The 19,329-nt window shown below is 34.8% G+C and carries 22 protein-coding genes; 6 read left to right on the top strand and 16 right to left on the bottom strand.

Features of this window, described 5'->3' with window-relative positions; translation table 11 throughout:
• Positions 1-18: 18 nt before the first annotated feature.
• The 8 genes from P176_RS19020 to P176_RS0105300 all read right to left on the bottom strand — a co-directional run bounded on the left by P176_RS19020 (position 19) and on the right by P176_RS0105300 (position 5,164).
• Positions 19-678, bottom strand: coding sequence for a DUF1361 domain-containing protein (locus tag P176_RS19020; RefSeq protein WP_051605407.1), 660 nt, complete (start codon positions 676-678; stop codon positions 19-21).
• Positions 666-1,049, bottom strand: a complete 384-nt coding sequence (locus P176_RS19015; RefSeq protein ID WP_026753731.1) for a DUF2809 domain-containing protein — start codon at positions 1,047-1,049, stop codon at positions 666-668. Before P176_RS19015 ends, P176_RS19020 begins: the two co-directional genes overlap by 13 nt.
• On the bottom strand, positions 1,046-1,675 hold the full coding sequence (locus P176_RS0105325) for a vancomycin high temperature exclusion protein (protein WP_037348726.1): 630 nt from the start codon (positions 1,673-1,675) through the stop codon (positions 1,046-1,048). The genes P176_RS19015 and P176_RS0105325 overlap by 4 nt, the downstream gene beginning before the upstream one ends.
• A 144-nt stretch (positions 1,676-1,819) precedes the next feature.
• Positions 1,820-2,317 carry a Coq4 family protein gene (locus P176_RS0105320; protein WP_026753729.1) on the bottom strand — a complete coding sequence of 166 codons (498 nt, stop codon included), beginning with the start codon at positions 2,315-2,317 and terminating at the stop codon, positions 1,820-1,822.
• Complete coding sequence (locus tag P176_RS0105315; protein ID WP_026753728.1) at positions 2,314-2,688, bottom strand: hypothetical protein; 375 nt, start codon at positions 2,686-2,688, stop codon at positions 2,314-2,316. Before P176_RS0105315 ends, P176_RS0105320 begins: the two co-directional genes overlap by 4 nt.
• Positions 2,685-4,106 carry a DUF4173 domain-containing protein gene (locus tag P176_RS0105310; RefSeq protein ID WP_026753727.1) on the bottom strand — a complete coding sequence of 474 codons (1,422 nt, stop codon included), beginning with the start codon at positions 4,104-4,106 and terminating at the stop codon, positions 2,685-2,687. Before P176_RS0105310 ends, P176_RS0105315 begins: the two co-directional genes overlap by 4 nt.
• A gap of 77 nt (positions 4,107-4,183) precedes the next feature.
• Complete coding sequence (locus P176_RS0105305; RefSeq protein WP_037348724.1) at positions 4,184-4,477, bottom strand: transcriptional regulator; 294 nt, start codon at positions 4,475-4,477, stop codon at positions 4,184-4,186.
• Between the two features lie 57 nt (positions 4,478-4,534).
• Positions 4,535-5,164: a hypothetical protein gene (locus tag P176_RS0105300; RefSeq protein WP_026753725.1), complete on the bottom strand. Its 630-nt coding sequence runs from the start codon at positions 5,162-5,164 to the stop codon at positions 4,535-4,537.
• Positions 5,165-5,256: 92 nt separating this feature from the next.
• Between P176_RS0105300 and P176_RS0105295 the strand changes: the two genes are divergently transcribed.
• Positions 5,257-5,619, top strand: coding sequence for a DUF1801 domain-containing protein (locus P176_RS0105295; RefSeq protein WP_026753724.1), 363 nt, complete (start codon positions 5,257-5,259; stop codon positions 5,617-5,619).
• 25 nt (positions 5,620-5,644) lie between these two features.
• On the opposite strand, the gene P176_RS0105290 is transcribed toward P176_RS0105295, so the two are convergent.
• The gene (locus P176_RS0105290; protein WP_026753723.1) at positions 5,645-6,112 is read right to left on the bottom strand and encodes a GNAT family N-acetyltransferase; all 468 of its coding nucleotides are present in this window, start codon (positions 6,110-6,112) and stop codon (positions 5,645-5,647) included.
• 66 nt (positions 6,113-6,178) lie between these two features.
• Positions 6,179-6,997 (bottom strand): 3-deoxy-8-phosphooctulonate synthase, encoded by an 819-nt coding sequence (kdsA, locus tag P176_RS0105285; protein WP_026753722.1) that lies wholly within the window; start codon positions 6,995-6,997, stop codon positions 6,179-6,181.
• Positions 6,998-7,471: 474 nt separating this feature from the next.
• Here kdsA and typA point away from each other — a divergent pair, with 474 nt between their 5' ends.
• Together typA and P176_RS0105270 are read left to right on the top strand one after the other, a co-directional pair.
• Positions 7,472-9,271, top strand: coding sequence for a translational GTPase TypA (typA, locus tag P176_RS0105275; RefSeq protein ID WP_026753721.1), 1,800 nt, complete (start codon positions 7,472-7,474; stop codon positions 9,269-9,271).
• A 124-nt stretch (positions 9,272-9,395) separates the two neighbouring features.
• Positions 9,396-10,106, top strand: coding sequence for a glycosyltransferase family 2 protein (locus P176_RS0105270; RefSeq protein ID WP_026753720.1), 711 nt, complete (start codon positions 9,396-9,398; stop codon positions 10,104-10,106).
• On the opposite strand, the gene P176_RS0105265 is transcribed toward P176_RS0105270, so the two are convergent.
• Entirely contained in the window at positions 10,090-11,370 is a 1,281-nt protein-coding gene (locus P176_RS0105265; protein WP_026753719.1) for a hypothetical protein, read from the bottom strand. The two genes, P176_RS0105270 and P176_RS0105265, sit on opposite strands and share 17 nt — an antisense overlap.
• Positions 11,371-11,448: 78 nt before the next feature.
• On the opposite strand from P176_RS0105265, the gene P176_RS0105260 reads away from it, so the two are divergent.
• Together P176_RS0105260 and P176_RS0105255 are read left to right on the top strand one after the other, a co-directional pair.
• Complete coding sequence (locus P176_RS0105260) at positions 11,449-12,426, top strand: hypothetical protein (protein ID WP_081820679.1); 978 nt, start codon at positions 11,449-11,451, stop codon at positions 12,424-12,426.
• A complete protein-coding gene (locus tag P176_RS0105255) occupies positions 12,423-13,526 on the top strand; it encodes a DegT/DnrJ/EryC1/StrS family aminotransferase (protein WP_369793749.1) in 1,104 nt (367 codons plus the stop codon). The genes P176_RS0105260 and P176_RS0105255 overlap by 4 nt, the downstream gene beginning before the upstream one ends.
• Here P176_RS0105255 and P176_RS0105250 read toward each other — a convergent pair.
• The 5 genes from P176_RS0105250 to P176_RS0105230 form a co-directional block, all read right to left on the bottom strand.
• Entirely contained in the window at positions 13,512-14,768 is a 1,257-nt protein-coding gene (locus P176_RS0105250; protein ID WP_026753716.1) for an O-antigen translocase, read from the bottom strand. The genes P176_RS0105255 and P176_RS0105250 overlap by 15 nt on opposite strands.
• Positions 14,768-15,700, bottom strand: a complete 933-nt coding sequence (locus P176_RS0105245; protein ID WP_026753715.1) for a sulfotransferase domain-containing protein — start codon at positions 15,698-15,700, stop codon at positions 14,768-14,770. The genes P176_RS0105250 and P176_RS0105245 overlap by 1 nt, the downstream gene beginning before the upstream one ends.
• A gap of 180 nt (positions 15,701-15,880) precedes the next feature.
• Positions 15,881-16,180 carry a hypothetical protein gene (locus P176_RS0105240; RefSeq protein ID WP_026753714.1) on the bottom strand — a complete coding sequence of 100 codons (300 nt, stop codon included), beginning with the start codon at positions 16,178-16,180 and terminating at the stop codon, positions 15,881-15,883.
• The gene (locus P176_RS0105235) at positions 16,177-16,992 is read right to left on the bottom strand and encodes a glycosyltransferase (protein WP_026753713.1); all 816 of its coding nucleotides are present in this window, start codon (positions 16,990-16,992) and stop codon (positions 16,177-16,179) included. Before P176_RS0105235 ends, P176_RS0105240 begins: the two co-directional genes overlap by 4 nt.
• Positions 16,989-18,140 carry a glycosyltransferase gene (locus tag P176_RS0105230; protein WP_026753712.1) on the bottom strand — a complete coding sequence of 384 codons (1,152 nt, stop codon included), beginning with the start codon at positions 18,138-18,140 and terminating at the stop codon, positions 16,989-16,991. The genes P176_RS0105235 and P176_RS0105230 overlap by 4 nt, the downstream gene beginning before the upstream one ends.
• 52 nt (positions 18,141-18,192) lie before the next feature.
• On the opposite strand from P176_RS0105230, the gene P176_RS0105225 reads away from it, so the two are divergent.
• On the top strand, positions 18,193-19,296 hold the full coding sequence (locus P176_RS0105225) for a glycosyltransferase (RefSeq protein WP_026753711.1): 1,104 nt from the start codon (positions 18,193-18,195) through the stop codon (positions 19,294-19,296).
• The last annotated feature ends 33 nt before the right edge of the window (positions 19,297-19,329 follow it).

The raw sequence follows: 19,329 nt of genomic DNA, 5'->3' as shown, positions 1-19,329 counted from the left end.
AAGGTTTTATTTAACAGTTTAAAGATCTTGATTCATCGAAAATGCACTAAAAATTTTGAATGTAATCCACAAGAAAGCCCCAAATGTAATAGTAAATACCCAAGCCTCAAGGTGCGGTTGAAAAATAAGATCGAAACTATCTGAGAATAATTGCAATGGGTTGTTAATAATCTCCCAAGAGTTATATCTTAAAAATCGCCCCAGGTAAATGCCAAAAGCCGTGAGCCCAAAAGTGAACAGCATCGTTGTGGATACAATGTGCTTATTAAAGTAACGTTTCAGCAGGTGTTCCATATCTGCAAGCGATAAGAAAAATAAGGCCAAACCATTAAACGCAAATAACGTAATTACTAAAACGTCTAACCACATCAAATGAACTTCAGAATTGCGTAGATGAAGCAAATCGGTGACGATATATGGTGCATTTGGCAAGAAGATTAGCCAAAAAGCGCCTATAATAAGAAGTATGACTCTATTGTGGGAAGTTTTGCTACTAAGCCAAGTTGTAATTGCGAATGGGATGACGGCTAAAAATAAATTCCAGACCAAAAATAGCAGATAGAAAGACTGATTTAGTTTCATCCTAATCATGAGCAATACAATGCTTAAGGCCATAGATATGGTCAATAGGGATAGGATTTTAAAACGGGTGATAATGAGGGTTTTTATGGTTTCCATGTCATGCTGATTTTAGAGTCGATGATAAAAATGAAAAGAGCGCCTAAAGTATAGGCTATAAGATCTAAGGTGTGAAACGTACTGCCTAAAACAATAGTTAGGAATTTATTCTCTCGCAGACCTAAGATTTCTAACAGATTCAAGAGCTGTGAAAATTCAATTGCATAAGAAAAGAGCAATACCGAAATGGCTAGATAGAGCGGTTTTACATCCAAAAAGCTTCGGAAAATGCAATACAAGAGAATGGTTGCCAAAACATCTCCAAACGTATGCCTTATAGAACCTTGTTTGATAAATAGGGCAATGCACACTTCCACAGTCAATAAAAACAGCGCTGCTATAAAGAAATTACGGTGGAATCTTATGCTCATTTAATTTCAATTTTCTCGCCTAAAAATTTAGGCTCCACATTAAAAAGCAGATCCATTGAGGCTTTGGCTCTAGCCAGATATTCTCGCAGTTGTACCTTGAGTCCGTAACGCCCAGAAACATCTTGAGCATTAAACGCAATGGCATTGATGTCGTGATTTTTGGCCAAATAAATAGCCCGTTCGTTATGAAACTGCTGTGAAATGATGGTGATGGCATCTTGCCCAAAAACTGCTTTGGCGCGCACTACCGAGTCTAAGGTTCTAAAGCCAGCGTAATCTAGAACGATTTTTTCTTCTGGGATGCCAGCTGCTATGAGGTCGTCTTTAAAGGTTGAAGGTTCGTCATAATGTTTGGTGCTGTTGTCGCCGCTTATTAAGATAAATTCAATTTTATCAGCTTTATAAAGCGCCACAGCTGCGTTGATGCGATAGGTGTAATAAAGGTTAATGCCGCCGCTGGTCAAGTATTTTGAGGTGCCCAGCAATAAACCAACCTTATTTTTAGGAATTTTGGCAATAGTGTCATAAACACGTCCACTGGCGGTGTAAGAGATCCAATAATTGGTCAAAATGAGACCAGATACAATAATCGCAATAAGTAGGACTAAGAGTTTGAGTTTTTTCATAAGATTAAAAGTGCGACGGCGATCTATTAAAAGGAACCTTCCCAAAAGAGAAGGCGACTTTGTTTACTATAAAAACAGAGACTGAAGATCGTATTTTATTTTGAAATGAGGCTGCCGGGCGGTCTCTAAAAATAGCCTGTATGGTCATATCTTTTCTAAGGTGAGTTGGTTGAGAAGCGTTTCAGAGAAAATTGTTTTTCTAAACAGATGTATATTGGTTTGTAACAACTGCTTGTAGTCAAATTGATGAAATGAATTGGCGGCCTTACCGATATCGTAAGAGCGTTTATAGTATTTTAAATAATCTGGGAGAATGATAATGCCTAAAATCATAGCGCCATACAAATAAAGACTGCGTTTGCCGTTGCCAAAACACAAACACTGTAGGGCAATTTCATCCTCCACATTGGTGCCATATCCAGTGAGCGTGTGGTAGGCATCATGACGTTCTACTTTAGCGATAAGTTCAAAATTATGCGCATTTAAAAAATCGCCTAAATGCTTGCCAAAACTATGTTCAGGGTACGTGAGTAGTTGCGCTCTTGAAATGCCCCATGACTCGTGATGCTTAAACAGCTTGGTGTAAATACGCTGGGAGTGTTCAAAAAGCCACTCGATGAATTGTTTTCTTAGCTGTTTCATCTGTTTTCCGATTTAGTAAACCAGACCCATGATTGGCAAGTGGTGACATAGGCTGAAATAAAAAAGGCCGTTGGATAGACGCTAAAGCCCACGGTATATGCGCCATAAAAACAGAGTCCAAATGAGAGCATACTATAATAGGGGAAATAGGTTTTAAAAATGGCTTTTGTTGTAAATGATGCTGATGCCGCTATCCAAAAAATAGGACAAATAGTGACCATAATGGTGGTCAAAACACACAGTGCAATTGGTATTGCAGACAAGAATATTATGGGAATGAACGATGCCCTAAGCTCTTCTGTGCCAATGACTGTCCAAAACACTACAAATGCCAATAGACAAGATTTTGCGATATTATTAGGAACATTCATGGGCGTTGAGGTATTTTATAATCTTCTTTAAAATGGGCTGCGGTATATTCTTGCCAATTATTTTCGTTTAATCTCCTAATATAGCGCTCCAGTTTTTTGGTAATGCGTTGTTTTGCATCTTCAGAAATCGTTACGGTGTTTTTTAAAGCATGAAGTGGCGCAGCGTTTTGATCAGAAAGGCTGATGAGGTATTCTATATCGTAAGAATTAGCGTATTTTAAATTGTAGATGGTGATGATTTTATCCCAATTGACAGCGCTACACAGCATCAAAATGACAAATGCAATTTGAGTATTTGTTCTAAAGAGGAACAACAAGTTTTTGACGTTGATGACTTTCATAAAGGTGGTTACTAAACCCATAAATGCCATTAAAATATATATGTGAACACCAATGCGTTTATAAGTAAGTCCAAAGGCCGTGATGTAATTTTGGTTTTTTATAGCTATCAGCACAATCAAGACGATGTTGAGAAAAATCCAGAGATAGGTGAGGTGTTTCAGTGTGCCGTTTTTGGCATAAAAGTTTAGATTTCCGCGGAAAACATAAAGAATGATCACAATGGCAACAATGATAGAAGCAATCAAGGTGTTGATGCCGTTATGAACCTGACTGGAGAGGGCAGAGGCACTGCTCGTGTCATCAGAGACTAAAAACAACACATCAGTAACGATAAATATGAGAATGAGGGCGTTTAAAAGTCCTATTAAGGTTGTGCCCAAATGGCTTTCCTTTTTAAGTTGTTTTTCTACCTCTTCGGAAGACAGCTCTGTAATAGAATCAGGCCTAGAAAGTGTATTGGAGGTGCTCACATCTATTGAAGTAACAGGCTCTACTGAAATAGGGGCACTAATGTTGCTTAACAGATAATAACCAAGGATGCTAAAGAGGATCCATTGAAGGTTGATGAAATCAAAATTTATTTTAGACACCCATTCATTGAAAATAGGATTTCCGTTTTTATAGAGAACGATAAATAAAATCACAAATAATAGAGGGATGCCAATGAGTTTAGCCCATTGTAGAACATCAATATCCTTTTTCCAGTCTACTTTATTTTGGGATTCATCCACTTCAAAATTTCTATGAAATAACCCGGCGATGCTCGTATAGATGCCATTGATCCAATTCACATATATGGCGGTTTTTTGACGGGATACGGCACCCACTAAAGTGACAAATGCAACCACATTAGCAATTACCGCTAGGTTGGAGTGGATTGTAAATACGAGAATAGCGGTGATTAAATAAGCCAGGCTATAGAACCATAAAAACCTTCTCTGAAAAGATTTATGGTTAAAAGCGTATAACAGACCAATAGTCAAAATAGAAAATAAAAGCAGGTTAAGACCAAGGTGCTGATCGTAAAATAAGGTGCTAAAGAGCAATGATGCGATAATGAGGATGATTTGTTTCATAATATTATTTTTAAAGTACTTTGTTTTTCAAAGTGAAATAGTAAAAAAAATAGAGCACGATAGATGTGGCCCTGTGATTATTGGTTATTAAGTAATTTTTCTAACGCTTCAATATGTTTGTTAAATTCAGTTCTTCCTAATGTTGTGGTGGCATAACGTGTGTTTGGTTTTCTTCCTATAAATTGTTTTTCTACCGAAATATAACGTGCTTTTTCTAGAGCTTTGGTATGGCTGGCAAGGTTTCCATCTGTGGCACCCAACAGTTCTTTCAAAGTTTTGAAATCGGCATATTCATTGACCATTAGCACAGACATGATGCCCAAGCGTATGCGATGGTCAAAGACTTTGTTGATGTTGTTGATGATGCTCATGATGTTCTGCCAAGGCAGTTATGCTGCTTTAATTAATAAAATGAATCGTGCAGTAGGCTATTGAATACGATCATATTTAAAATGCATGATGGTACCGTAAATAATATGGCACACACCAAATCCCAATGCCCAGAAAAATAAGCCATAACCTAAGAAATACACTGATAAAAGTCCTAAAATAATCATGGTAAGCCCTAAATACCGAATATAGCCAAGCGTATATTTACTGGCGTTTACGCAAGCAAGACCATAAAACACTAAAGTTAATGGTGCCACAAATGCATAGATGTCTTTCTCCATCAAAAATAAAATAAAGAAGCCACCAGTAGCCAATGGAATCATAAAGTTGATCAATAAACGTTTGGAGGTGCTATCCCATAAAGATTCATTGTGCTGTTTGGCCTTTACATAACTCATGACAATGCCCGTTATGATCGACAAGGTCACAACCGCGCCAGCGATAACGAAGATCTGTATCATTCTCGTTTCAGTTAAAATCAAGGTGCGGTATCCGTTTGCTGAAATGACGTTGTTGGCGTAAATGATTGTGTAACCAAGATAGGCGCCAATTAGGGCGTAAATACCGGCGAGTACTCCAGAGAGTCCGCTTAAGGAAATAAATCGGGACGATCGGTTCATCATGGCTTTGATGTCACTTATGTCCTGTAAATAGTTTTTTGTATCCATGATAAAGTACTTTGAATTACAAAGTAAATGAATTTATTTGAATTGAGATCTCGATTTTTTAATTAATTTTAGAAAAATCAACTCGTTTTATTTTGAAACCCGCAGAAACCTATATCCTCAATCAGCCAGAACCTTACCAATCTATGCTGTTACATTTGCAATTGCTTATTGAGCACGTGTTACCAGCAGTAGATTTAGACTATAAGTGGGGAATGCCCTGCTATTATTTAAACAAAAGACCCATTTGTTATCTCAATCACCGTAAAGATTATGTGGATGTTGGCTTTTGGCATACCGCACATTTAGAAGAAAAATGGCAGGTGTATTTGGTTTCAGAAAAGCGAAAGGTCGTGAAGTCTTTACGCTATAAAACTTTGGAAGATATTGAGGATAAGACCTTCATGGCGATTCTAAAAGCCGTGGCATCCTTTGAAAACACCTCGTTTCTAAAATGAGATATAGCTATATAATGGAGGTTTCTTAAAGTTCTCGATAAACGATGTAGTTTTCAAATCCCATGCCTTTGAACGATTTCTTTTGCTTTTTCTCTACCTCATAATAATGAGAATCGAAAAAAGGAAGGGCAGTAATGCTAACATCAGATTTGATAACGTCGTGTCCATTTATAGAGGCTCTAGATTCCATAATGCGTAAAAGCTTAGAGCCAACAGTTCTACGTTGGAAATCTTTATGAACAAACATGCCGTCAATGTAATTGCCGTTTTTCAGGTAAGAAAAACCAACGATTTGAGAATCGACTTCAGCAACAATAAAATAGAGTTTTTTGATGCGCTCTTGCCATTTTTTGAGGTCGTCAGCCCCCGAAGACCAGACTTCAATTTGCTTTTCTGAATAGTCCTTTCGGTTTACGGTTCTAATGGTGTCTCTAAAAATTGCTGTAATCTCTGGAAGATCCTCTAAGGTTGCTTCTCTGTAGTCAATGTCCATGGTTTTGGTTTTGGTTTAAAGGTGAAGATCATTTAAAAAACCTTCTGGGTAAACTTTTAAAATATACTACAGGTTGTTCACTGTTTTTCGAATAGCGACTAAGTTGGTAAGTAATTTCTCGAGATTGTCTAAGTGCAACATATTTGCGCCATCACTTTTAGCATTCGCAGGATCAAAATGGGTCTCTATAAACAAGCCGTCTACATGATTAACAACACCGGCTCTCGCAATGGTTTCAATCATTTCTGGTCGTCCTCCTGTGACACCAACACTTTGATTTGGCTGTTGCAGGGAGTGCGTTACATCAAGCACGGTTGGTGCATATTGTCTCATGGTTGGGATGCCTCTAAAATCTACAATCATATCTTGGTAGCCAAACATGGTGCCTCTATCGGTAATCCAAGCTTTAGTATTGCCGGTATCCTTTACTTTTTGTACAGCATGTTTCATGGCTTCAGGACTCATGAATTGCCCTTTTTTAAGGTTGACTACTTTTCCTGTCTCGGCAGCGGCAACAACCAAATCGGTTTGTCGAACCAGAAATGCAGGAATCTGTAAGACATCTACGTATTCTGCGGCCATTGCAGCATCAGAAATTTCATGAATATCGGTAACCGTTGGGATGTCAAAGGTTTGGGATACCTTTTGTAGAATTTTCAATGCTTTTTCATCACCAATGCCCGTAAAACTATCAATACGGCTGCGATTGGCCTTTTTAAAGCTTCCCTTAAAAACGTAAGGAATTTTCAATTTTTCAGTAATAGACACGACTTTTTCGGCAATACGTAATGCCATATCTTCACCTTCAATAGCACAAGGGCCACAGAGTAAAAAAAAGTTATTGGAGTTGAGGTGGTTTAATTTTGGTACTTCAGAAAGTTGCATTGTTTGATGTATTTAAAAGACAAAGTTACGTAAATCTAGACTTGAAAATGATGTCAATGCTAATTTTGGACTCAAGAGTATGGAAGACACGGTTTGGTTTGATATAGGTATAATAACTCCCACCCTAATTTTAAAGCGTTTTTGGGTATACGTTTTTGGTATATCTATGGCTGAGCTTGCTCAAATTGCAAACCCTTTTACTTGGCTTTTTTTTGAATAAAGATGCTGCGGTAAATTGACGTTTATGGCGATTATTTAAAGTGGAATACAGTCAAAAATAAATAGGATGTATTAAATTTAAGAGGAGGAAGGATGTGTTTTTACGCTTATGATTTCCAGTGAATTACTAGGCTTTTTACGTGTTTGTCACGTTTCCGAAGTAAATTTTTTTAAGTAGTGTTTTAAATAATTTGAAACATTGATTTTTTAAACAGATTTTAACGTACCTTTGCACGCTTAAAACAGGGCGTAATTATGGCTAATATCAAAAACATTGCAATCATTGCACACGTTGACCACGGTAAAACGACGTTGGTTGATAAAATAATGTACCATTGTCAGTTATTTCGTGAGAACGAAAACACAGGCGATCTTATTCTAGATAACAATGATCTTGAGCGTGAAAGAGGTATCACCATTACTTCTAAAAACGTCTCTGTGATCTATAAGGATACAAAAATCAATATCATTGACACTCCTGGTCACGCCGATTTTGGTGGTGAGGTAGAGCGTGTATTGAATATGGCAGATGGCGTTTTGCTATTGGTAGATGCTTTTGAAGGCCCTATGCCACAAACAAGATTTGTACTGCAAAAGGCAATTGATTTAGGTCTTAAGCCATGTGTAGTAATTAATAAAGTAGATAAAGAAAACTGTACTCCAGATGAGGTTCATGAGAAAGTATTTGATCTTATGTTTGAATTGGGTGCAGAAGAATGGCAGTTAGATTTTCCAACCGTATACGGTTCTGCGAAGAACAACTGGATGAGTGATGATTGGAAGGATGAAACCGAAAACATCGAGCCGTTGTTGGATATGGTAATAGAGCACATTCCTGCTCCAAAAATTCCTGAAGGAAATACACAAATGTTGATTACATCTTTGGATTTCTCTTCATTTACCGGTCGTATTGCGATTGGTCGTTTAACACGTGGCGAGTTAAAAGTTGGACAAAACATTTCATTGGTGAAGCGTGATGGCAGCATCGTGAAATCAAAAATAAAAGAACTTCACGTTTTTGAAGGCTTAGGTCGTCTTAAGGTAGAAGAAGTACAAACAGGTGATATTTGCGCCATTGTTGGTCTAGAATCTTTTGATATTGGTGATACCGTTGCCGATTGGGAAAATCCAGAAGGACTTAAAACAATTGCTATTGATGAGCCTACAATGAGTATGTTGTTTACCATTAATGATTCTCCCTTCTTCGGAAAAGACGGAAAATTTGTAACCTCGCGTCATATTAAGGACCGTTTAACTAAAGAGCTAGAGAAAAACCTTGCCCTAAGAGTTGAGCCTACCGACAGTGCCGATAAATTTATGGTTTTTGGCCGCGGTGTATTGCACCTTTCGGTTTTAATTGAAACCATGAGACGTGAAGGTTATGAACTTCAAATTGGACAACCTCAAGTAATCATCAAGGAAGTTGATGGTGTTAAATGTGAGCCAGTTGAAGAATTGACCATTGATTTACCAGAAGATGTCTCTGGTAAGGCCATTGAGATGGTATCTATGAGAAAAGGTGAGATGTTGAGTATGGAAGCTAAGGGAGAGCGTATGGTTTGCCAATTCCTTATTCCTTCAAGAGGTATTATTGGTTTGCGTAATCAGTTATTGACAGCAACCGCAGGAGAGGCTATTATGGCACACCGTTTTAAAGAATACCAACCATTGAAAGGTGGTATCCCAGAACGTCAAAACGGAAGTTTGGTGTCTATGGAAAAAGGACAAGCGATTCCTTATTCTATCGATAAGTTACAGGACCGTGGTAAGTTTTTTGTGGATCCAGGAGAAGATATTTACGAAGGTCAGGTTATTGGCGAGAACTCTCGTGGTGATGATATGACCGTTAACGTCACTAAAACTAAAAAATTAAGTAACGTACGTAGTTCTGGTGCAGATGATAAAGCCAAGATTGTACCAGCTATCAAATTCTCTTTGGAAGAGGCTCTAGAATACATTCAAAAAGATGAGTATGTTGAAGTAACTCCACACTTTTTGAGATTGCGTAAGGTGTACTTAACAGAGAATGATCGTAAACGTAATAAGATTATGTAATACGTTAATGACAATAGAAAAAAGGGAATCCGTAACAGGATTCCCTTTTTTTATGGATATAATCTATTATCTCAAAAAAATTCAATTTACTTTGTCTTCTAGATCCAATGCTATAAACTCAAACATGATTTCTAAATTATCAATCATTATACCCGTATATAACGAAGCTCAAACGATTTTAAAGATTTTAGACAAAATTAAAAGTGTTGTGCTCCTTCAAGATATTACTAAGGAAATAATTATTATTGATGATTGCTCTTCTGATCAATCATTGGAAGTGATCAATTCTTACATAACACTTAATGAGAGTCAGACCATTAAACTTCTAAAACAGAATAAAAATCAAGGTAAAGGAGCTGCTTTACATAGAGGTATAGCTGAAGCTACAGGTGACGTGGTGATTATACAGGACGCTGATTTAGAGTACGATCCTCAAGAATACAATTTACTTTTAAAGCCTATGTTAGATGGCGTTGCGGATGTTGTCTACGGAAGTCGTTTTATGGGCGGAAATGCCCACCGCGTACTGTTCTTTTGGCACAGTATTGGCAATAAGTTTCTTACCTTTTTGAGTAATATGTTCACAAACTTGAACCTTACAGACATGGAAACCTGTTACAAAATGTTTAAAAGAGAAATCATTCAATCCATAACATTTAAAGAACAACGGTTTGGATTTGAACCAGAAGTGACGGCGAAGGTTTCAAAAATAAAGCATATCAGAATATACGAAGTAGGAATCAGTTATTATGGGCGCACATTTGAAGAAGGCAAAAAAATTACCTGGAAAGATGGTTTGAGAGCTATTTACTGTATTCTTAAATACGGTCTTTAAGTTGGTTTTTTAAAAACGAGTCCATAAGTATAAATAGGGCTAGAAAAATCACCCAATCATTATAAAATGTAAACCGTTTTATGGTGTACATGCCAATAGCCACTAACCCAATATTTGCAATGGTCATTAAGGTAGTGAGCGATAAAATTTTAAAAGCAGTGGTATTTAGCCTAAACATGCCAATACAACTAAAAACCAATAGCATCAGATACAACAAGGCATATCTGCTATTTCCAAACGCATTTATAAAATTTTTAATATAGAGTTTTGAATACGCTACAAGATTGTCAATGACCAATGGCAGTGTCATTTTCTTTGTGAGTTGATCAATGGCGATATAGTTTTCCTCTTTAGACAAGCCGTCTTTCATTAGTGTTCTGCCGTCATCAAAAACAGTATGATTTGCAATATTTGTAAAATTTTTAATGTAGTAGGAAGTTTCATCATCTTCTCCACTCAATTCAAGATGATGAATGTTTAATTTTTTTTGACGAAGTTCAGTGAAGATGGCATTAAAAAATTGCCGTTCATTCGGATTGTCAAAGAGGATAGAATCGTTCTCATTGGCGACATAGAATGCAGGTGATATGACGTGAATTCCTGTCCATGGTGTACTCTCAAAATGATGGTGTACTATTTTGTGATATGTTTTATCAGTTAAAAATGTGAACAGCGGAAAAATCAAACACACTAAAAACAGCAAGCCATGAGATTTGAATGAGTTGGTTTTATAGGCTGCCCAAAGTATGATTAAAAGACCTATTGGCACGAGAAACATAAACTGTGACCGCGTTTGGATGAGGAGGAATAGAAGAGATAAGCCAATCCATAAGTGGGTTTTAGAATGACGTATTAAGCCCAGTATATAACATAAGGCCACTATGAGATACAATGGGTAAGACAATGCTTCTGACAAATAGTTGTTGGCTATATTGTGATTATACACATATGGTGTGGCAATAATGATAGTTAAAAACAGAACCCAAATAGCGTGTATCTTGAGGTGTTTTTTTAAATGAGTGATAAAAATATATATGGCAATTAGTCCAATCGAAATTTGAGTCAATACAGTAACAGGACCCAAATGATTACCAGAGATTTGTTTTAGTAACCACAAGAAAATAGGATAACCTGCTGACCGATATATTTCCATTTGGAGATATCCCTGTGAATCTGGGAAAAAATGAATGGGTCGTAGGACAACAATAATAAAAACAACAGATAATATAGAAAGTAGAATCGGTTTAAAGTACTTTTCGGCCATTTGATAATTTATCTGCAATATGAGATTTAAAAGTAAAAATAATTTTAGTTTTACAACGCTACCTTAATCATTAGTTATTTGGGAAATCAGAAAAGTGATAAAACCGAGATGTATACCGTACAGCGCTATTCAAAATTTGAATATGAGGTTTGGAATAACTTCGTCTCAGTTTCAAAAAACGCTACGTTTTTATTTCAACGTGATTTTATGGATTACCATAAAGATCGGTTTGAAGACTACTCCTTAATGATTTATGAAGGTGAAAAATTGGTGGCATTATTGCCTGCTAATCGAGTTGGGGATCAATTGTATTCGCATCAAGGACTGACTTATGGAGGGCTCATTCTCAAGGATTTTGATAAGGTAAACAGTATCGCTTCTGTTTTTAATGAATTGATGCTTTTTCTTAGAGATGAGTATTTCAGGATCTTAACCTTAAAATTGATGCCCACAAAGTACAATCTGTTTCAAAGTAATGCTTTAGAGTATGTCTTGTTTCAGAAAAAGGCATCTTTAGTAAGAAGAGATATGAACTTTTTTGTGCACCTTCAACGAAATACTAAAGTGCACAAAAACAAGAAGAAAATCTATAACAAAGAATTTACAAGAGACTTTATTATAACTGAGAGCAAAAATTTTGAGCTTTTTTGGACCGAAATTTTAAAGCCGGTCTTAAAACAAAAATATGATGTAAATCCTGTGCATTCAGTTAATGAAATCCAGAAGCTATCAGATCGTTTTCCTGATAATATACAGCAGTTCAATCTGGAATATCAAGGTAATCTTGTGGCAGGAATGACCTTATTTATAGAGCCCAATAGTCGAGTGGTAAAGTCTCAATATGGAGCTGTTAATGAACTTGGGAAAAAATTAAAAGCCTTGGATTTTTTATATTTAGAATTATTCAAAAAATATCAAGATTTAGGGTTTGAATTTTTTGACTTAGGTACTACAAATGAGGCAGATGGTTATATCTATAATCATGGACTTACCAATTATAAGGAAGAGTTAGGTGGTATTCCCACTAATTTAGACAGATATGAATTGCAATTATGATAGTACCGTTTCTTGATCTTCAGCAAATTAATCAAAACCACGAAACTGGTTTTCAAGAAAAGCTTAATGGCTTTTTGAAATCAGGACATTACATCTTGGGGGCAAATACAAGACGATTTGAGCAAGAATTTGCGGCGTATTGCGGAAGCCAATTTTGTATTGGGGTAGGTAACGGTTTAGATGCTCTAATTTTAATTTTAAAAGCTTACTTAGAGTTAGGTCAACTTGAAAAAGGAGATAAAGTGTTGCTAGCAGCAAATACCTATATAGCTACGATTTTAGCGGTGAAACAAGCTGGTTTAGAGCCGGTGTTTCTAGAACCCGATAAGCATACATTTAATTTAAGCCCTATAGAAGTTGAGGCACAAACGGACACTCACGTTAAAGCTGTTTTGGTGACTCATTTGTATGGTCAATTAGCAGATATGGCTGCTTTACGAGAGATAGTAAAAAAAAGGGGGCTGCTCTTAATTTCAGATGCAGCACAAGCACATGGTGCAGAAGATTTAAATCAAGTGAGAGCTGGTAGTTTGGCAGATGCCGCTGGCTTTAGTTTTTATCCAAGTAAAAATTTGGGTGCTCTTGGAGATGCAGGTGCTGTTACTACCAATGACAAGCAATTGGCAAATATTATTATGAAATTAAGAAATTATGGCACTTCTTCTAAATACGTTAATGATTTGATAGGAGTAAACTCCCGTTTAGATGAATTACAGGCCGCTTTTTTACTTGAAAAACTACCTCATTTAGATGGTGATAATGAACTTAGAAGGATTGTTGCCAAGCGTTATTTATCTGAAATAAATAATGATAAAATAAAACTTCCATATTGGGATGGAACTAAAAATCATGTATTTCATCTTTTCGTGGTGCAAGTAGAAGAAAGAACAAATTTTTGCGATTATTTAGAAGCAAATGGAGTTGGTTACTTAATTCATTATCCCATTCCGCCTCATCTTCAAAAAGCATTTTCTGAATATAAAGAATTATCGCTACCCATTACAAATTACATTCACAATACCGTAGTCAGTTTGCCAATGAGTCCGGTTATGGATGACCGTCAAATCGACTATGTTATTTCTATATTAAACGCTTATTGATTTTCTCCAGAGCAATTTTTTGAAATAAATGTTCATGAATAAAAAATGTAGGATATATGATATTAAATAAGCCATACCTATGCCAACAAAACCAACTTTTTGAGTAAGAATTATACTCAATGTAAAGAATGCTATACTCCATCCTATTTGAACGGCTATAAAAGTTTTTACTTGTACTTTCGCTAAGATAATATTCCCTAGAATCCAGCTATTGATCTTGATGATATCTCCTATAACTTGAAAAATAAGTACACCAGAGATTATTAAAAATTCTTTTGAATAGATAAGATTGATAACAAATTCTCTAAAAATTATAAGTGCAATGCCTGCAAATATAGATACAGGAACTGTTATTTTCCAAATATTAAAAATCTCTTTTTTTAGATGTTTCGTGTAGAGTTTTGAGAACGTCGGTAGCAAATAAAACCCAAAGGCAGAGGTGAGTACGGTAACAAAAATGACCGAGAGTCTCCATAGAGCTTCCCAATAGCCTGTGTAATCCAACCCCAAATAAAAGCTTATGTATTTTCTTATTGCAATAAGTGTTAAAGAGAGTACGAGAGTGCCAACAATACTCATCAAAGAAAATCTTGCCAGATTTTTGAACTCTTTTTTTTGAAATTTATGTTGAAACCAATTACGCTGAAAGGGCTTGCCTATAGTTAAAACGATAAAAACGAAAAAATTAATAAATTGAATAACGGCTAAATTTATGAGTACCCCTTTTAACTGATATTTATAGATTAATATTAAAGCTAAACCAGAACCGATGACGTTGGCTATAACAGAAATTAGCGTGAATTTTTTAATTTCGTGCAGTCCATTTAGAGCTGACATTCCTGAGGTATATAAGACCATCGGAACGATACTTAATCCAATTAGAATAAAATACATGGAGTAGTTTTCTAATCCAGTAAGATAATTTAGGAGTTTGTTGTGAAATAATATGATGAGTAGGGCAATACAGCCAGAAATAACAAGTTGGCTTATAAATATAGTGCTGAGGTATTTAGAAAGTCTTTCACTTGAGTTTTTGTGGGCAGATGTATACTTTACAATCCCACGATCAAACCCTAACTGGCCGAGGGATAGACCAATTTTTAGAAAATCTTTTAGTTGACCAATAATTGCAAAACCTTCAGACCCAATAAAAACGGCTATAAATTTATTAGTGATCAATCCTAAAGCCATGGTAATGACCGTATTGAAACCTGATAATATTGAAGTTTTAAAAAAGTTCATTAGCGCTTGTTAAAATCTTGCCATTCTTGAAATTGAAGACCAGTCAACTGTTTCAGTTTGATAACATCATGTTTATAAAGATCAAACAGCCATTCGCGTTCTTCAGTAGTTATTAAAGCCAATTTTTTATTGGTTTTCATGAGTTCTAACAACATCTCTGTTATTCTTTTTTTGTGGGCTCTTCTCCATTTAACCGGTAGAAAATATTTTATAATATTCCTAAATTTACTTTCGTTGAAAGCGAAAATTCTAATATTTCTATAAAGTTTTGGGAAGCGGATTTTTACGGTTTTATTAGAGGCGATATCAGGGATAGTTTCAAGTTGGTGCAATCCTAAAAATGTAAAGCAGGTATTTAGAGTTTCCAATGGTTTGCTTTTTAAATCTTCAAATAGAATCACCTTGATATTTTCAACGTTTATATTTTCAGAAAAAAGAGTAAGCCATTTGCCGTATAAACTATATTGATAATAGTTTTTAATAATTAACTCTGGTAATACATCTAAAGGGGATGGTTCCTTTTGATGGTCCTTTAAAACCGCTTCCTTTAAAGTTAAATTTTCACTTCCTAGACTTTTTAAGTAGTTGTAATGAGAGAAAGTCCTGTCAATAGGATTTCTGAGTATGATAATAAATTTAGCATCAGGATTCCCTATCTTTTTAAAATTATCTTTAAATGATTTGAAGTAAAAGTAACCTGTGCTAGATTCTCCATGATATTTAAATTTCTTTGAAAGATTAAAGTTAGAAAGGTACGTTTCGATATGTTCATTAGACTTCAAATTTTCAGCAGAAGATGCAAGAAAATGAGGTTCTTTATTTTTAGACATATTAATTTCAGGATGAAGTTTTAATAGTTCGTGCAATGAACTGGTTCCTGATTTAGCTGCACCTGGAATAAATAAATTTATTTTCTTCAACTTATGTTCCATGTGTCTAAATATTTATGTGGCATTAGTCTGTAATTATGTTCTCTCAATAAATACTCTAGCGTTCTTAACGATTTTCTTTATCCGTTCAGGGTTTTCAACAAGCTAAGATAGCTTTTTGACCAAATGGTCTACCTCTATAAGTGTATTGAAACATACGTTTTCCTCTTTTAAGTTATGATATTAAAAAATTTGTTCAGCACCAGTAATTACTGCTTTTTCTTTGGTCAAAGCTTCTATAGCGTTTTGGTTTTGATTGTAAACGTAAATTTTTGAAAGTAAATTATAAGAATTATTTAAATTCCCTAAATACCTTGGATCAGGTTGATGTTCTAATCTTGATTCGAAATCCTGATTAATTAAAAAATAAAATTCCTTATTACGAGATAAAGAAGTTTCTGGATCTTGATTTACAGGTCGGTTTAATTTGCTTTTTTCAAATTCCGATGCTTTTATAATTACTTGATTAAGAGTGTCTTTCATTTTTTGAGAATGATTAACTTTAATTTTGAAAATAAGCGATAAGGCCAAGTGAATACGTTGTAAGATAAAACTGTAAAGTAGTGATTTGGCAGATTTATTTCAAAAAGACCGAAATCTTTCGAATTAAGATCTGTCGTCATTTTTGCAAATTTAAATGTTCTATTTAAAACATTACTGCCATGGACAAATTGAAGCCATAAAGGTTCCTTTCTTATAAATATTGTTTTGTAATATGTTTTCCAAAAGTGGTGCTCTTCAGATAATACATTTTTGAGATCATTGATAGGGCTAACCACACTGATAAAAGGATTATAAGCAAGGTTTAATAACCTTAAGTCATAGACTCCATTTGATTTTAAAATCAACTGATATCCGTTTTGTATATCTATGGTGCATGGTTCTGGTTTGAATGCTGCTTGTATAGTTTTAATAAAATCTTGATGAATACTATCATCATTATCTAATCGTGTCGTAATGATATATTGGTCTTTAAAGGATGTGTCATCTTTAATAAATTGATTGATGTCTTTATTTAGATTATCAAAACCGTTTATAAATAAAGCTTTAAAACAGGGCAATTCTTCTTCCCATTGATTTATTTGTGCATGATATTCTTCGGGCGTATTTTGATCAAAACAAACTAACCACACAAAATTTTGATGACTTTGATTTTTTACAGACGGGAAACAAATTTTCTCAAAAATTTTTATTCGGGCGTTAAGCCACTTAGTGGTAAGTGGGTCCGAACTTGAATGTTTTGTGTTCCAAGTGTTATTCTTTAAATTAAACCGCGTAATCAAGTAATGTTTCATGTTGCGGAATTCAATCTCCAAGTGTCTACATAGCGTTTGGCAATGTCAATATAGTGATGCTCTCGCATTATAAAGTTTCTTGCATTATTGGAGATGCTCAAGATTTCCTCTGGATTTTCAATAAGCCAGCTTAGTTTTTCAACAAGGTAGTCAACATCTGGTAATGCGTTAATTGCCACCGTGTTTTTATTTAGATTGTAATAATCTAGCCATTGCTGTTCCGCTCCCGTAAAAACAACCTTCCCTTTGGCCATAGCTTCAAGCGCATTATAACCTTGGTCATAAGCATACACTTGATCTAATAGAATATGGGATGAGTCATAAAGTTTAATGTACTCATCGTAAGGTATGTTTTCAGACCTTATAATAGTGACTTTTTTGGGGTACTTTTCTTTTATTATATCTAGAGCATCATCAAAATAATTGTTTCCTTTTTTTATATAATTTGACGTATTTACACCATGAAAAACAATCAGCTTGTTATTAATATCAGGTCTTATATACTTGATTTTTTCAACGTTTATGGGATTTGGGAGCATACCAATATATTTAGGATGGTTTAATAAGGGTAGGTGATAGTCTATATCAGTAGCTATGACTCCATCTATCATTTTGAACAAATATTGATGCAATTTATAATGAGATGGTTTTATTTTTTTTAAAATATGCGTGTAATATTTTTGTAGTTTTTTGTCTTCATGCAGGGGCGTAAGTATGGAGTATTTAAATTTTTTATCGAATGCGTATTTAACGTTGATATAATCGATACCGCATGAAAGTAGATAAACGCAATTATTATGTTTTAAAAGTCTCTTAAACAATAAAATTTCAAGTCGTGGATAGGTTTTTAAAATGCCTTCATTTATAATCTGTACAACGTCATATTTTTTTAATTGAGGTAGAATTTTGTAAAAGCGATAGGCGTTTTCAAGTGAAGTTAAATTAAGACCAATGTACTTATTCAAAAATTTTGTAGCCAGATGTAAAATTCCGTTATTGAAAATCTTAGCGCCAATTTCAATGTCCACATTGTAGTTCTTGAATCCGTCTCTTTCGCCAACTAACAAAACATCGTGTCCTGCAATATTTAGTCCTTCTTTTAAAGAATTATGTAATCTGCTATACTCACCAATTAATAAAACTCTCACAAATACTTTATATTTACCCGACTAATTTAATAACTCTCAAAAGTATAATAAAATGGCTAATGCTACAATGAAAATAGCTTTGGTGGGTATTTCATTAGCTCAAGGCGGTGCTGAACGTTCAATGGCGATGCTCTCGGAAATGTTGACCGAAAGAGGTTTCGAAGTGTACATTATCATATTAAACGATGATATCGCTTATGCTTACTCTGGCATTATTTTTAATATGGGAAAACTAAAGGGCGATAACGATTCCATCTTCAAACGGCTTATTCGATTTGGAAAACTCAAGAACTACTTATCAGAGCAAAAATTTGATTGGATCATTGATCATCGCCCTAAAAACAGATATTACAGAGAGTTGTTTTATCATAATTTTATTTATCAAACCCAAAGGGTTATTTATGTTACTCATAGTTCAAAACAAGTATTAAATTCAAAAAAGCCTAAGAATCAATTTTATAAGATTCACAAATTTGCTCATATTAATATTGCAGTCTCAAAGTATATTGAACATCACATATTGAAAGCAGCAAACATTTTAAATACCGCTACTATATATAATGCCTATGATGCTGATTGGAAAGACAAAATATATCCCCTCACACCTGCATTGATTGGGAAGACATATATACTTTATTACGGTAGAATCATAGATTCAGTAAAAGACATTACTTTTTTGATCAATTGTTTTCTTGAATCAAATCTTTGGAAAAAAAACATTTATTTAGTTATTGTGGGAGATGGTCCTGATAAAAATAAACTTGAGCAATATGCTAAAAAGTTTGAAGGGCATGAATTCATACAATTTCATCCATTTACAGTTAATCCTTTCCCGTATATTGCCCATAGCAAATTCGTTGTTTTAACTAGTAAATATGAAGGGTTTCCAATGGTTTTAGTAGAAACCCTATCTCTTGGGGTGCCTGTGGTTTCATTAGACATTGTATCTGGCCCAAATGAAGTTATAGAACATAATAAAAATGGACAATTAATTTCAAATAGAAATAAAGATGAATTTATAAAAGCCATGACTTTGATGTTCGAAGACGTTAATTTATATGAAAGATGCAAGAAGAACACAAAATTATCGGTCGCTCAATTTGCTAAAGATAAGATTGCAAAGCAATGGGAGAATATATTGAGAAATGATATCTAAAAATGAATTCCATAGAAAAAAGTGGGAAGAAAT

It is taken from the genome of Sediminibacter sp. Hel_I_10, assembly GCF_000688335.1.
In the GTDB taxonomy this organism is placed as follows: domain Bacteria; phylum Bacteroidota; class Bacteroidia; order Flavobacteriales; family Flavobacteriaceae; genus Psychroserpens.
Note: the sequence above shows the minus strand (reverse complement) of the source record. Positions and strands in the feature narration are given on the sequence as shown.

What these genes read in the sequence shown, in the direction of transcription:
- P176_RS19020 (WP_051605407.1), bottom strand. Translation starts at nt 678, where the DNA reads ATGGAAACCATAAAAACCCTCATTATCACCCGTTTTAAAATCCTATCC.
- P176_RS19015 (WP_026753731.1), bottom strand. Translation starts at nt 1,049, where the DNA reads ATGAGCATAAGATTCCACCGTAATTTCTTTATAGCAGCGCTGTTTTTA.
- P176_RS0105325 (WP_037348726.1), bottom strand. Translation starts at nt 1,675, where the DNA reads ATGAAAAAACTCAAACTCTTAGTCCTACTTATTGCGATTATTGTATCT.
- P176_RS0105320 (WP_026753729.1), bottom strand. Translation starts at nt 2,317, where the DNA reads ATGAAACAGCTAAGAAAACAATTCATCGAGTGGCTTTTTGAACACTCC.
- P176_RS0105315 (WP_026753728.1), bottom strand. Translation starts at nt 2,688, where the DNA reads ATGAATGTTCCTAATAATATCGCAAAATCTTGTCTATTGGCATTTGTA.
- P176_RS0105310 (WP_026753727.1), bottom strand. Translation starts at nt 4,106, where the DNA reads ATGAAACAAATCATCCTCATTATCGCATCATTGCTCTTTAGCACCTTA.
- P176_RS0105305 (WP_037348724.1), bottom strand. Translation starts at nt 4,477, where the DNA reads ATGAGCATCATCAACAACATCAACAAAGTCTTTGACCATCGCATACGC.
- P176_RS0105300 (WP_026753725.1), bottom strand. Translation starts at nt 5,164, where the DNA reads ATGGATACAAAAAACTATTTACAGGACATAAGTGACATCAAAGCCATG.
- P176_RS0105290 (WP_026753723.1), bottom strand. Translation starts at nt 6,112, where the DNA reads ATGGACATTGACTACAGAGAAGCAACCTTAGAGGATCTTCCAGAGATT.
- kdsA (WP_026753722.1), bottom strand. Translation starts at nt 6,997, where the DNA reads ATGCAACTTTCTGAAGTACCAAAATTAAACCACCTCAACTCCAATAAC.
- typA (WP_026753721.1), top strand. Translation starts at nt 7,472, where the DNA reads ATGGCTAATATCAAAAACATTGCAATCATTGCACACGTTGACCACGGT.
- P176_RS0105270 (WP_026753720.1), top strand. Translation starts at nt 9,396, where the DNA reads ATGATTTCTAAATTATCAATCATTATACCCGTATATAACGAAGCTCAA.
- P176_RS0105265 (WP_026753719.1), bottom strand. Translation starts at nt 11,370, where the DNA reads ATGGCCGAAAAGTACTTTAAACCGATTCTACTTTCTATATTATCTGTT.
- P176_RS0105255 (WP_369793749.1), top strand. Translation starts at nt 12,423, where the DNA reads ATGATAGTACCGTTTCTTGATCTTCAGCAAATTAATCAAAACCACGAA.
- P176_RS0105250 (WP_026753716.1), bottom strand. Translation starts at nt 14,768, where the DNA reads ATGAACTTTTTTAAAACTTCAATATTATCAGGTTTCAATACGGTCATT.
- P176_RS0105245 (WP_026753715.1), bottom strand. Translation starts at nt 15,700, where the DNA reads ATGGAACATAAGTTGAAGAAAATAAATTTATTTATTCCAGGTGCAGCT.
- P176_RS0105240 (WP_026753714.1), bottom strand. Translation starts at nt 16,180, where the DNA reads ATGAAAGACACTCTTAATCAAGTAATTATAAAAGCATCGGAATTTGAA.
- P176_RS0105235 (WP_026753713.1), bottom strand. Translation starts at nt 16,992, where the DNA reads ATGAAACATTACTTGATTACGCGGTTTAATTTAAAGAATAACACTTGG.
- P176_RS0105225 (WP_026753711.1), top strand. Translation starts at nt 18,193, where the DNA reads ATGGCTAATGCTACAATGAAAATAGCTTTGGTGGGTATTTCATTAGCT.